Source organism: Knoellia locipacati (genome assembly GCF_007992835.1).
In the GTDB taxonomy this organism is placed as follows: Bacteria; Actinomycetota; Actinomycetes; order Actinomycetales; family Dermatophilaceae; genus Knoellia; species Knoellia locipacati.
In genome coordinates this window covers 18,021-30,018 of record NZ_BKBA01000016.1, presented here as the reverse complement: position 1 = coordinate 30,018, position 11,998 = coordinate 18,021, and the positions used below count along the sequence as shown (strand labels likewise).

Genomic DNA, 11,998 nt, shown 5'->3' with positions numbered 1-11,998 from the left:
CCCACCCGGGGGTCCCGCGTGCATCGACCCGACCGAGTGCGATCCGGTCTCGTGGGTCGCGGGTGTGTGGCGGTACAACGGATCGGAGCCCGAAGAGCCCGACACCTGGTTCGGCGGTGTCATCACATGGCCGTCCTGGTCGGCCTTCTCCAGCAACGGCCGCAGCGGCCTCAACTCGCGGACCGTCTACTCCGAGTCCGGGCGGAAGCTCTACCCCTACATGGGCGAATGGGCTGACGGATGCGAGGTCGAGGTTGTCAGCGGCAACGTCCTGATCATCGAATGGCAGCACGGGGGCGAGGCCTGGCGAAAGACCTACCTGTCGGCGGGCGACGCGTACACCATCAACCTGGTGGGCTCCGAGAACGGCGCGATGATCGAGACACCGGACAACACCGAGCCCTTCGAGGTCTCGCTGTCGAGCTGCGCACCTCAGCAGATCGACAAGGGGTCGTCCGACTGAAGCCGACAGGCGCACCCGCACCCGCACCAGCCCCGGGGCGCGGTCGGCTCAGCCGATCGCCAGCACCCCGATGCTCGCGATCACCGTGACCACGGCGGTCGAGACCGCCCCCAGCACGACCGGCCGCGGTCCGAGCCGGCGCAGCCCGCTCACCCGGACGCCGAGCCCTAGGGCGAACATCGCCGTGGCGAGCAGCAGCGTCTGGACCTGGGCGGCCACGTCGAGGACGCCCTGCGGGAGGACTCCCAGCGAGCGAGCGGCCACCGACACGAAGAACCCGACGACGAACAGCGGCACAAGGGGCGGCTGCTGGCCGCCCGTCGCGCGACCCCGGCTCTGGCGACGCTGCCAGAGACCGATCCCGGCCATGACCGGCGCGAGGAGCAGGACGCGGGCGAGCTTGACGAGCACGGCGACGGCCAGCGCGCCCGAACCGATGACCCCACCGGCCGCCACGACCTGTGCGACCTCATGGACCGAGGCACCGGCGAGGACGCCACGCGCCTCGACCCCGAGCCCCAGCGCGGCGCCGAGGAGCGGGGCGACACCGATCATGACGGTGCCGAAGACGACGACGAGCGCGATCGCCGCAGCGGCGTCCTCGTCGTCGGCGTCGACGACGCCGGTGACGGCTGCCACCGCGGCGGCACCGCAGATCGAGAACCCGCAGGCGATGAGGAGCCGCTGAGCGGGCGGCACCCCGAGCGCCTTCCCCCACGCCAGCGTCAGGGCGATGCCGCCGGCCACGACGGCGACCACGAGCAGCAGGACGCCCGGCCCGAGGGCGAGCACCGCCTGCAACGGCACCGACAGCCCGAGCAGGACGATGCCGCCGCGGAGCAGGCGTCGGCCGGCCACAGCGACTCCGGGTGCCATGGCCTCGGGCAGGGTCCGCACGTTGGCCATGACGACACCCAGGGCGATCGCGAGCAGGAGCGGGCTCACCTGCGGCAGGACACCGTGGAGCAGCACCGACACGAGCCCGGCGGCCAGGCACAGCAGGAGCCCGGGGACGGCGGCGGAGTGCGGGCTGGCTCGGCGTGCGCCGGCATGGTGGACGAGGGTCATGGACCCAGACTGTCCCGGCCCGGCCACGTCCAGTAGACCCCAGAACCGACCCGACCCATATCATGTCGATATGCCTGACCGCTGGCCCGACCTCGCCGTGCTCGACCTGCTCACTGCCGTCGGCACCACGGGAAGCCTCGGCGCCGCCGCACGACAGGTCGGCATGGCGCAGCCCAACGCGAGCCGGGCGCTGCGCGGCCTCGAGCGCGACCTCGGCCTCACACTGTTGCACCGCACGCCGCGCGGCTCCAGCCTCACCCCGCACGGCCTCCTCGTCGCGGAGTGGAGCGCCTCGGCGCTCGAACCCGCCCGCCGGCTCACCCTGGCCTGCGAGGCGCTGCGGACCTCCAGCCGCGGTCAGGTGTCGGTGGCGGCGAGCCGGACCGTCGCGGAGTACCTCGTCCCGTCGTGGCTGGCCGCGCTGCGCGAGGAGCGCCCCGACGTGCAGGTCCTCCTCCGCGTCGAGAACTCGAGCGAGGTCTGCACCGAGGTCCTGTCCGGCGAGACCGAGGTCGGCTTCATCGAGTCGGAGCACGTGCCACGCGGCCTGCGGCACACCGTCGTCGACCGCGACGAGCTGGTCGTCGTCGTCGCCCCCGGCCACCCGTGGGCGCGGCGTCGGCGCCCCCTCACTCCCGTCGAGCTCGCAGCCACACCGCTCGTCACCCGCGAGCGCGGCTCGGGCACCCGCGAGACCCTCGAGGCCAGGCTCGGACGACTCGAGCCAGTGCCCCTCACCCCCGCTCCCCCGGCGCTGGAGCTGGGCAGCAACGACTCGGTGCGGATCGCGGTCGCCTCCGGCGCCGGTGCGGCGGTCATGAGCGAGCTGGCCGTGCGTGAGTCCCTCTCGACCGGCACGCTCGTGCGCGTCCCGTTGGCCGAGCTCGTCCTCGAGCGCCGGCTGCGGGCCGTCTGGACGGGCTCGGGCGACCTGCGAGGCACAGGACGTGACCTCGTGCAGGTCGCCCGGAACGCAGGCCGGCTCAGGAGCCGGCGACCGACCCCAGACGGTGCTGCTCGTCGCTGAGCCACATGCCGAGCAGGCCTCCGAAGTGACTCTCGAACTTCTCCCACTCGTGCGGCGGGTAGGTCTGGTGGATCGTCGTCTGGAGCAGCGTGCGGAACTCGTCGGACCCGACCCACTCGTGCACCATCTCGTCGACGTGCGGCAGTGAGGTCGCGCAGAACTCCTGGTAGCGCTCGGTCTCGAAGTGGTCGTCGGCAAGACCCTGGTATGCCGTGAGCTTGGCCTGGTAGTCCAGCGCCTCGTCGTCGGCGATCGCGAACCACGGGTCGGTGTCGACCTGCGTGCGGGCCTTGCGTCCGGTGACGGTGCAGAACACCGACCAGCGCAGCAGCGCCTTCATGGCCCACGGGAAGTAGTAGTGCAGCGACGTCACCGCGACGTCGGGGCACGCGTTCGCGTAGTCGATCGGGTAGACGACGCCGTCGCGCACGAGCATCTCGCAAGAGTTGAACTCCCACCGGAAGAACGCGTTGACCGTCTGGGCGATGGTGACCGCCTCGCGCCCGGTCTCCTCCGCGAGGAAGCCGTGCTCCACGGCATACCGGTTGTGCATGGGCTCGTCCGGCTGGAACTTCATCGTCATCGTCTCGGGCCCGATGGTGAGCGCCCGCGCGAACACCTCGAAGCCGTCGACGGACTTCTGGAGGTGCATGAGCATCTCGCCGGAGTCGTCGTAGGCGTGGTGCAGCGCCTCGCGGTCCTTGATCATCGACACCCCGCGCCAGGCGCCGCCGTCGAACGGCTTCATGAACATCGGGTAGCCGAGCTCGTCGGCGATGGCATCGAGGTCGAAGCCCTTGTTGTAGCGGCTCGACGTGTAGGCCCAGCGAGCGTTGTCGACGGGGTTCTTGTAGGGCACGAGCACCGTGTCGGGCACGTGCATCCCGAGGCGCATGAGGGCGCAGTAGGCCGAGTGCTTCTCCATCGACTGGAACGTGAACGGGCTGTTGAGCAGGTAGACGTCGTCCATGAGCGAGACCTTCTTGAGCCACTCGCGGGGGTGGTAGTACCAGTGCGCGAGCCGGTCGATGACGAGGTCGTGCCGCGGGCGGTCGCGCAGGTTGAACGGCTCGATCGTCAGCCGCTCCGAGCTCACCCGGTGGTCCGCACCGTCGGCCGTCCGCACGACCCCGAGCCGCCGCGCCAACGCCTCGAACGCTGTCGGCCAGTCGTCCTCCGCCCCGAGCAGGAGGCCGATGAGGTGGTCGGTCTTCGGTGCCATGTGCGGTCCCTTCGTTGGGTGCTGCGGTGGTCCGGACGGTCGAGCTGATGGGGCGTGACGGCGCCTGACGGGTCAGACGAAGCGTGGCAGGTGGTGCGCGAGCTGACGGCGCCACCACGGCCAGTCGTGGGCGCTGTCGTGTCCCCATACGTCGAGCTCGTGACGAATCCCCGTCTGCGACAGCACCTCTGCGAACGCTCGGGTCGAGGGCAGCGACTGCGTGGGCGACACCTCGAAGGGTCCCTCACCCACGACGAGCAGCACCGACAGGCGCGAGCGCAGCCACTCGAGGTGCTCGCCGTGCAGGTTGGGCACGTATGCCGCGGGGTTGGCGAAGTAGGTCGCGTCACCGAGGTCGCCCCACGCGTTCCACGTCGTCGGGTCGTAGTTGCCCGAGAAGCCCATGGCGAGGGTCGCGATGTCGGCGCGCTGGAACGCGAACTGCACCGCGTGGTAGGCCCCGAGAGAGACGCCGAACGTGATGAGGTCGAGCGTGCCGCCGGTCTCCCCCGCGACCCACGGGACGACGGACTGGTCGAGCCACGCCTGGTAGACACCGTGACGCGCGGCCCGCTCGTCGGTCGGCACCGAGGTGTCGGACCACGTGAAGCCGTCGATCGAGTCGACCGCGAAGATCGTCACCCGGCCGCCGTCGACGAGGTCGCGCACCGCGTCGAGCATGCCGTTGGCCTCGAAGTCCCCGGCACTGCCTCCCTCGCTCGGGAAGGCGAGCAGCGGCCGGCCGTAGTGGCCGTGTCGCACCACGGTGAGCTCGGCGTCGTGGCCGGGCACCGGGAGTCGGACCTCTGCGTGCGGCATGCGCCCTATCCTTGCCTGTCCCCCCACAGGTCACGCAACACTTCGGTGAGGTGCGGTTCCAGCGCGTCGCGCCACGCGGTGTAGTTGTGCAGGTCCGCGACCTCGGTGTGCGAGACGTCGTGACCGGCCCGGCGCAGCGCAGCGGCCATGTCACGGTTGTTGGCGGCGTTCTCCTCGAGCCCGCCCCAGGTGAGACCGATCCGCAGCGGGCGGGTCGCCTCCGGGGTGTCGATGATTTCCTGCACGCGTCGCGCGATCCGGTCGAAGTACTTGTAGGAGCTCTCCTGCCCGTCGTGCCTGGCCTGGAAGAACGAGCCGGACTGCACGAACACGCCGCCGATCTCGTCGGCGTCGAGCATGCCCACGAGCAGCGCGGTCAGCCCGCCGAGGCTGGCACCCATGACGACCACCGGACCGGAGATGGGCGCGTGCTCGTGGAGCCGCCAGAGGCCCTGTTGCGCAATGGTTCTCAGGTACTTCGGCGACCCGGAGTACCACGCGTCACGCAGGACGGGGTGGGCCAGCGCCACCCGGTGCGGGGGCAGCTCGCCGGACGCGATCTTGGCCGCCGAGAACTGGGTGATCGACGCGAGCCGGTCGTACTCGGGCCCGTCGTGGACGAGCAGGAGCGGCAGCGCCTGACCTGCGGTCCCGTCCGGTTCCCACACGGTCACCGGCACATCGGCTTCCGTCTCGCCCTCGAGGGACAGCGGGGTGAAGCCACCCGGGACGGCGGGGGCCGCCAACCACGCCGGGACGGCATACCCCGGCATCTCCATCACCGAGCGGGAGCCGAAGGCGGTCTCGACCGACGACGGGTTGTCCGGGTCGAGGACGGTCTCGGTGCTCTCGGCGTCGTCGACCGTGCGGGTCACGGTGAAGCGGTACTCGATCCGCTGGAGCGCGGGGCGCGGCAGAGCGAGCTCCCAGACGTCACCGGACCGCACGAGCGCGCGGTCGCCCGGGATGACCGGGTCGCAGTCGAGCGCGACCGAGACCACGTCGTCGCCACCGGCGAACCGGAAGCGGACGTGGTCGTCGAGCAGCTTGGGCGGCACCTCAGAAGAGGGCGTTCATGAGGGCCGTGCGGCCCTTGCGCACGCGCTCGTCGTGGTTGCCGACGACGTTGAAGAGTTCGAGGAGGTGGGTCCGGGCCTTGTCCCGCTCGTCGCCCTCGGTCGCCCGGACCGTGTCGATGAGCCGGGTGAACGCGTCGGCGACGTGACCACCGAGGACGTCGAGGTCGGCGACCGCGATCTGGGCGTCGACGTCCTCCGGGGACTCGGCGGCCGCGGCGCGCACGGCCTGCACGTCGAGGCCGTCGGTGCGCTGCATGAGGCGGACCTGGGCGAGACCGAGCTCGGCCTCGTGGTCCCTGGGGTCGGCGGCGAGGGCCTGCTCGTATGCCGTGGCCGCGGCCTCGAGGTCGCCGCGCTCGATCGCGTCGTAGGCCTCCTGGATGAGCGGCGGCAGGGGCGGCAGCTCGTCGTCACCCTCGGCCGCCGGCGCGGCCCCGAGGTCGACCCGGCCGGTGATGCCGTTCTGGACGGCGGCCTGGACGAGCTGGTCGAGCACCTGCCCGATCTCCTCGTCCTGCGGCAGGCCCGGGAACAGCGGCACCGGCTGGCCCTGGAGCAGGCCGAAGGTCACCGGGACCGTGAGCTGGCCGAAGGCCTGGACGATGACCTGCTGGAAGGCCTGGAGGATGCCGGGCGAGGTCTGGACGTCGGCGGAGACGACGAAGACCCGCCCCTCGAGCCGGGCCGCGGCGGCAGCCACGCGCTCGGCGAGGCCGACCGTCTGCTCGTGGGCGGAGGACCACAGCACGAGGACGGCGGGGACCGTGAGGGTCCGGTTCATCACCTCGGAGAAGGTGGCGTCGGTGACCTGGACGAGCAGACCCTCCGGCAGCCCACCCTGCTGGCCGGGCGCCTGAGCGGGCGACTGCACGGGTGCCTGCCCGGGTGCCTGCCTGCCCGGCGTCGGGCCTCCGGTCGGGGGACGGCCGCCGAGCGCGGACAGGTCGATGGCGCCGCGGGCGCCCGAGGGTGGGGTGGGGGTGCTGCTCATGACAGGGATTGTCTCAAAGCACGACCCGACCCCGCGCCCGGGGCGCAGGGTCGGGTCGTTTCAGGCGGTGCGAGTCACTCCGCCGTGGCGGAGACCATCTGCTCGTCGGCACCGACCGTCGTGGCGGCACCCTTGGCGGGCACGACCATGACGACGTTCTCGAGGCTGGTGATGGTGAGGCTCTTGCTCGCCTTCGTCCTGCCCACGAGCTTGCTGTAGGTGCCCGGGATGACGAGCTCCTTGGCGGCGCGGCTCGTCGAGATGACGTCGCGACGGGCGAGCTGGCCGAAGGTCACGGTGCCGCCGTCGGCGAGGCGGAAGGCGATGGTGAACTTCGCGGACGGGATGTGCGCCTGGCTGAAGTAGGCGAGCGTGCCGAGCGACTTCACCTGGGCCGCGGCCGAGGTCCGCAGCGCGGTCGCGTAGGCGTCCTTGGTCTCGACCGCCTTGGTGGCGACGGGCTTCGGGTAGGCCAGCGCACCGGCATACGCGGCCAGTGCCTCGCTGGGAGCGAGCGTCGCGCCGCCCTTGTCGGTGGGCGTGACGAGCGGTGCGCCGGTGGCGAGGTCGCCCATGGCGGGCACGCTCGTGCCGGGAAGCATCGGGACGGACGCATAGATCTTGAACGGGTCCGAGGCGGCCTTGGACATGAGCACGTGCAGCGTCTGCGTCTTGCTCGCCTCGTCGAGCGTGCCGACGAGGATGGCGCGCGGCCACTGCTTGCCGCGCGAGACGGCGACGACCTGCGGGTCGCTCTTGGCCTGCAGCGGGTCGGACGCGGCGACGGTGCCGAGCCTGGTGGCGGCCTGCGCCTGGGCGAGCGCGGCGTCGGCGAGCACGGCGGCCTGGGCCTTGGCGGCCCCGGCGCCTGTGGCGGCGCGGGCGGCCACGGCGGCGTCGAGGACCCGACCGGCGACGTTCTCGGCGCCGTCGACGTTGAGCGGGGCCGTGTCGGTCCGCTCGGCGGGGGCATCGTGGACGCCGACGACGGCCTCACCGACGCCGCACCCGGTGAGGGCGGCGGCGGAGACGAGGGCGACGAAGGACGTGCTGAGGGTGCGGCGGTTCATGCGGGCTCCTCCTTGGACGTCGCGGGGAGGGTTGCCGTGGTCCCGGTCTCGCTCTCGGGAGCGGTCCCGGTTCCGGTCTCGGGCGCGGTGTCGGGCCCGGTCGCGGGCGCGGTGTCGGGCCCGGTCGCGGTCGCGGGGCGGCCGGGACGCGAGGTCCACAGCAGGCTCGCGCCGGCGAGGAGCAGGAAGAGGCCGACGAGCGCGGCGATGACCGACTGGACGAACCAGGACTTGTGCTCCCAGGTCACCTCGACCCGGTCGAGCTGGCCCTTGGTCGCCTGGGCGATGACGGTCTCGGGCGCGTTGGCCTGCTCGATCGTCATCGTCACCGCGCCGTTGCCGGTCTCGGTGTTGCGCCACACGTCGGTGGCGGCGAGCTCAGGGGCCTGGCCGCTGCCGGTCGTGCTGGTCTCGAGCTGCCACGGCTGGGTGCTCACGCCGGTGACAGTGGTGTGCGCGGTCGAGCCGAGCACGGCCTTGGCGTCAGACGGCGCGGCCGCGGCGAGCCAGGCGGTGCCGCCGCTGCGCGGGGTCGCGGTGACCTTGACGACGCCGTCGACCCGGTTGAGGACGGTCTGGGGCACGAGCACCGGGTTGGTGCCGGTGGCCTTCGAGCTGAAGGTCGCGGTTCCGCCACCACCGAGGTGGACGGCGTACCAGAGGCCGACGACGGTCAGCACCAGGCCCAGGAGGGCGAGGATGCCACCGACGACCCGCTTGGCGAGCGTGGGCATGCGAGGTCCTTTGGTTTGGATCAGGGGCGAGCCGAAATGTCTCATTTCGGTTACGGACTTCCCTCAACCATGACAAAGGTGGGCTCGCGAGCCAAATCGCGTCGCCGTCCAGGCGCCCCGTCGCGCGGGCCCGGGGAGGGTGGCCCGCCCGGTCAGGTGTCGACGCCGTCGGCCGGCTCGACGAAGTCGCCGGCCGCCACCCGCACTCCCCTGAGCAGCGAGAACACCTGGTCCTGCTCGTGCGCCGAGAGCATCCCGAGGCCGAACTCCGCCGCCTCGAGGTCGGCGGTCGTGGCCTCCATCGCGACCCGTCCGGTGTCGGTGATCACAGCGATCGCGCCGCGCCGGTCCTGCGGGTTTGGCACGCGGTCGACGAAGCCTTGGGCGACGAGGCGCTGGACGATGTTGGTCGCGCTCGTCGGGTGCACCATGAGGCGCTCCCCGATGCGGCCCATGGACAGCCGGCCCTCGCGGCTGAACGCGAGCAGGACGAGGGCCTCGTAGCGCGCGAACGTCAGCCCGTGCCGGCCCGCGATGGCGTCGAACTCGGTGATGAGCAGCTGCTGCACCCGCATGATCGACGTCGCCGTGACCATGGGGCGGGAGCGGCTCCCCTCGCCCCACCGCGCGCGCCAGAGGGCACCGGCGCGGGCGATGGGGTCGAAGGGCAGCCTGAGGTCCTTGGGCACAGGAGCACGCTAGCCGCCCGTCACCTCACTTCGGTGTCGCCACCGACGAGAACGTCCCTCCTGCCCCGTCGTCCCAGCCGACCGAGACCGACGCACCGGAGCCGAGCGCCCGGGTGAGCGGGACGCTCACGACGACGAGCCCGGAGCGTGACCGGGAGACCGGTGTGACGAGGCGTCCGGCGATGCCGGCCGCGTCGCGCACGACGATGTGCGCCGTGCCCGGGTGGCGGACGCGCAGCCGGAGCTCGACGCGGTCGCCGCGCACCTTGGCCTTGTCCACCCACGCGGCCTCGCGCGCGGACGAGGACGGCCGGCCCGCGAGCGCGACGTTGGTCCTCACCGCCTGCTCGACCGACTGTGGCGAGTCGACCGACTGCAGCGCCTCGGTCGGGATGACCGGCGCGCTCGGCGTCGTCGGGCGACCGGCCGGCGGCACGTAGCCCTCGAGCCGCACGTCGCCCCACCGGTAGGGGTCACCCTGCACGCCGCCCCACACCGACCAGCCGATCCGGGTCTGCCCGGTCCGGTCCTGGGTGTCGGAGTCGTAGGGCAGGACGTTGAGCCCCATGTGGGCCGGGTCGACCGCGCTCGGCAGGAGCGACATCGGGATCGAGGTCTCGACGACGTAGCCGGTGTAGGGCTTGGTGACCTTCGAGGCGACCTTCATGCCGGGCGCCGTCGTGGGCCCGTCACCCTGGTGGGCGTCGGCGTCCCGCAGGTAGCAGGGGCCGCCCTCCGCGGTCCACGGCAGGATCGCCGCCTTGAACGTCGTCGACGTGTTCTCGGACGTGCCACGCGGGTCGATCGCGATCTCGACCGAGTCCGTGCGCCAGTGCCGCTTGCAGTCGCTGGCCGCGAGCGGCGTGCCCTTGACGTCGTCCTTGACGGTCACGGCCACGAAGAGCGTGTCGTCGCGCCAGGTCACCTGCGCGGTGGCCGAGCAGTCGGTGGCCGAGGTGCAGGCCTCGCCCTCCCAGCGACGTCCCACGTCGAGGACGGGACCGGCATACTCCCCCGGCGAGACGACACCGTCCACCGTCGGTGCGGTGGCCGCCTGCGGGACCCTGGCGGTCGGCACGAGCTCGAACGCCTGCTGCGTCGTGCCGGTGGCGCCGTTGCTCGTGGTCTCGATCGGGTAGAGGTAGTCACCCGCCGCGCCGCCCTCGACCGAGGTCTTGAGCGAGGTGTCGGTGTTCGTCGCGGTGAAGCCCACCGTCGTCGTGGCTCCTGGAGCAAGACCGGTGTATGCCGCGGACGCCGGGGTCATCGTGAAGCCCGCCGGTGGGCGTGGGGTCACCGTGCCCGACTGGACAGTCGCGCTGTGGTTGGTGACGGTGACGCCGACGGGTCGGCTGCCGCCGGACGGCAGGGTGAGGACCGGACGCACGATGTCCGCGAGCGCCTCGGCGCCGACCTCGTCGGTCCACTGCCGGAACTGCGCGACCTGCGGCAGCAGCTGCTGGGTGGCGGTCACGGGGGCGCTGACGAGCACGGGCTCGTCCTGGTAGCCGGTGCCCGACGCCGTCGAGACGAACGCCTTGACGCGGGTCTGGGTGCCGATGGCCGCGCCTGCTGCGGGGGTCACCGTGAACCGCGTCGTCTCGCTGCGGCCGGGCCGGGGTGAGCCGAGCTGACCGGAGCCGGTGACGGTCCAGCCGGCCGGGACCTCGAGCCGGGCCCGGGCCTGCTTGAGGGCGCTGGACCGGGGTGCGGTCACGCCGACGGTCACGGTGAAGGGGACGCCGGGCAGCACGCGGTAGCGGTCGGCGTCGACGGTCATGCCGCTGCCGAGCGGGAGCCCACCGGGCAGGGCGACGAGCGAGCCGTCGAGGGGTGCGTGGTTGGTGTAGGCCCCGTCGGTCCCCCACTGCGGCAGCGGGGTCCGGGAGTCGACGAGGGTGAGGTAGTCGCAGCCGAGCTGTGCCGGGTCGGTCGAGACGTCCGGGAAGCCCGCCCAGCCCTGCGACGCGTAGACGCGCTGGGCGTCCCGCTCCACGGCGGCCCAGGTGCGACCACCGGGTGCCGGTGTCCCGCCCCAGACTCCGTAGACCGTCTGGCTCGGGTCCGCGGGGACGAACGCCCTGGCGCAGCCCGGCCCGTTGGCCCCGGTGCCGTTGGCCGCCCTCATGAGGATCCGGTCGGGCGAGAAGGGCTTGAGCCCCTCCTTCGTGATCTGCTCCGGGAACCGCGTCGGGTCGCCGGCGGCGTAGTAGGCCTCGATCGCGATGCGCGCGGCCTCCTGGTGGTTGCCGTGCTGGCCCGGCGACGGCGCCGGGTTCATCGTGACGAGGACCTCGGGCCGGGTCTGGCGCAGGATGCGCACCGTCTTGGCCAGGGTCTCGTCGTGGTCCCAGACCTGTGCGGTGAGCGGCTCGCTCACGGTGTAGTAGAAGTCGACCTCGTCGAGGTTGTAGACGTCGGTGATGCCGGCCTTCGCGACGGCGCTGCGCTCCTCGCGCTCGCGGATGAGGCCGAGCGCCGGTCCCTCCTCGGGTCCGACGGCGTTGCCACCACCCTCACCGCGGGTGATCGTGATGACGCCGGTCGACACCTCGTGGTCGGCGCCCCACTGCCCGAACGTCGAGAGGGTGCCGGCCTCGTCGTCCGGGTGCGCGCCCACGAACATCGCGTCGAGGTCGGCGGGTGGACCGGCCGACGTCGTGGCATCGGGAGGTCGTGGCGTCGCGGCGGCCGGTGACGCGACGAAGGCGCCGGCCGGCAGTGCGAGGGCTGTGGCGACCGCGAGGGCCGCGGCCCCACGGGTTCGTGGAACGAGTGACATGTGTTCTCCCCATCCGGTGCGCCCGCGAGTCGTGCAGGAGACGTCGTCCTCGCG

At 72.3% G+C, this 11,998-nt stretch carries 11 protein-coding genes; 2 read left to right on the top strand and 9 right to left on the bottom strand.

Going from position 1 to position 11,998, the window contains the following annotated elements:
- Nucleotides 1–463 (top strand): lipocalin/fatty acid-binding family protein (locus KLO01_RS16875; protein WP_222612011.1); only part of this gene is annotated, 463 nt, incomplete at its 5' end.
- 48 nt (nucleotides 464–511) lie between these two features.
- On the opposite strand, the gene KLO01_RS16870 is transcribed toward KLO01_RS16875, so the two are convergent.
- Nucleotides 512–1,531 carry a YeiH family protein gene (locus KLO01_RS16870; RefSeq protein ID WP_147067344.1) on the bottom strand — a complete coding sequence of 340 codons (1,020 nt, stop codon included), beginning with the start codon at nucleotides 1,529–1,531 and terminating at the stop codon, nucleotides 512–514.
- Between the two features lie 70 nt (nucleotides 1,532–1,601).
- Here KLO01_RS16870 and KLO01_RS16865 point away from each other — a divergent pair, with 70 nt between their 5' ends.
- The gene (locus tag KLO01_RS16865; protein ID WP_222612010.1) at nucleotides 1,602–2,558 is read left to right on the top strand and encodes a LysR family transcriptional regulator; all 957 of its coding nucleotides are present in this window, start codon (nucleotides 1,602–1,604) and stop codon (nucleotides 2,556–2,558) included.
- Here the strand turns inward: KLO01_RS16865 and KLO01_RS16860 are convergent.
- The 8 genes from KLO01_RS16860 to KLO01_RS16825 form a co-directional block, all read right to left on the bottom strand.
- Entirely contained in the window at nucleotides 2,515–3,780 is a 1,266-nt protein-coding gene (locus KLO01_RS16860) for an ATP-grasp domain-containing protein (protein WP_147067341.1), read from the bottom strand. The genes KLO01_RS16865 and KLO01_RS16860 overlap by 44 nt on opposite strands.
- Nucleotides 3,781–3,852: 72 nt before the next feature.
- Entirely contained in the window at nucleotides 3,853–4,599 is a 747-nt protein-coding gene (locus tag KLO01_RS16855) for an esterase family protein (protein WP_147067339.1), read from the bottom strand.
- A 5-nt stretch (nucleotides 4,600–4,604) separates the two neighbouring features.
- Nucleotides 4,605–5,657, bottom strand: coding sequence for an alpha/beta hydrolase (locus tag KLO01_RS16850; RefSeq protein WP_147067337.1), 1,053 nt, complete (start codon nucleotides 5,655–5,657; stop codon nucleotides 4,605–4,607).
- 1 nt (nucleotide 5,658) lies between these two features.
- Entirely contained in the window at nucleotides 5,659–6,669 is a 1,011-nt protein-coding gene (locus KLO01_RS16845; RefSeq protein WP_147067335.1) for a co-chaperone YbbN, read from the bottom strand.
- A 74-nt stretch (nucleotides 6,670–6,743) separates the two neighbouring features.
- Nucleotides 6,744–7,739, bottom strand: a complete 996-nt coding sequence (locus tag KLO01_RS16840; protein WP_147067333.1) for a hypothetical protein — start codon at nucleotides 7,737–7,739, stop codon at nucleotides 6,744–6,746.
- Entirely contained in the window at nucleotides 7,736–8,473 is a 738-nt protein-coding gene (locus tag KLO01_RS16835) for a hypothetical protein (RefSeq protein WP_147067331.1), read from the bottom strand. The genes KLO01_RS16840 and KLO01_RS16835 overlap by 4 nt, the downstream gene beginning before the upstream one ends.
- Nucleotides 8,474–8,625: 152 nt before the next feature.
- On the bottom strand, nucleotides 8,626–9,162 hold the full coding sequence (locus KLO01_RS16830; RefSeq protein ID WP_147067329.1) for a MarR family winged helix-turn-helix transcriptional regulator: 537 nt from the start codon (nucleotides 9,160–9,162) through the stop codon (nucleotides 8,626–8,628).
- Nucleotides 9,163–9,187: 25 nt separating this feature from the next.
- The gene (locus tag KLO01_RS16825; RefSeq protein WP_147067327.1) at nucleotides 9,188–11,944 is read right to left on the bottom strand and encodes a sugar-binding protein; all 2,757 of its coding nucleotides are present in this window, start codon (nucleotides 11,942–11,944) and stop codon (nucleotides 9,188–9,190) included.
- Nucleotides 11,945–11,998: the final 54 nt, after the last annotated feature.

What these genes read in the sequence shown, in the direction of transcription:
- KLO01_RS16840 (WP_147067333.1), bottom strand. Translation starts at nt 7,739, where the DNA reads ATGAACCGCCGCACCCTCAGCACGTCCTTCGTCGCCCTCGTCTCCGCC.
- KLO01_RS16865 (WP_222612010.1), top strand. Translation starts at nt 1,602, where the DNA reads ATGCCTGACCGCTGGCCCGACCTCGCCGTGCTCGACCTGCTCACTGCC.
- KLO01_RS16845 (WP_147067335.1), bottom strand. Translation starts at nt 6,669, where the DNA reads ATGAGCAGCACCCCCACCCCACCCTCGGGCGCCCGCGGCGCCATCGAC.
- KLO01_RS16870 (WP_147067344.1), bottom strand. Translation starts at nt 1,531, where the DNA reads ATGACCCTCGTCCACCATGCCGGCGCACGCCGAGCCAGCCCGCACTCC.
- KLO01_RS16825 (WP_147067327.1), bottom strand. Translation starts at nt 11,944, where the DNA reads ATGTCACTCGTTCCACGAACCCGTGGGGCCGCGGCCCTCGCGGTCGCC.
- KLO01_RS16860 (WP_147067341.1), bottom strand. Translation starts at nt 3,780, where the DNA reads ATGGCACCGAAGACCGACCACCTCATCGGCCTCCTGCTCGGGGCGGAG.
- KLO01_RS16855 (WP_147067339.1), bottom strand. Translation starts at nt 4,599, where the DNA reads ATGCCGCACGCAGAGGTCCGACTCCCGGTGCCCGGCCACGACGCCGAG.
- KLO01_RS16835 (WP_147067331.1), bottom strand. Translation starts at nt 8,473, where the DNA reads ATGCCCACGCTCGCCAAGCGGGTCGTCGGTGGCATCCTCGCCCTCCTG.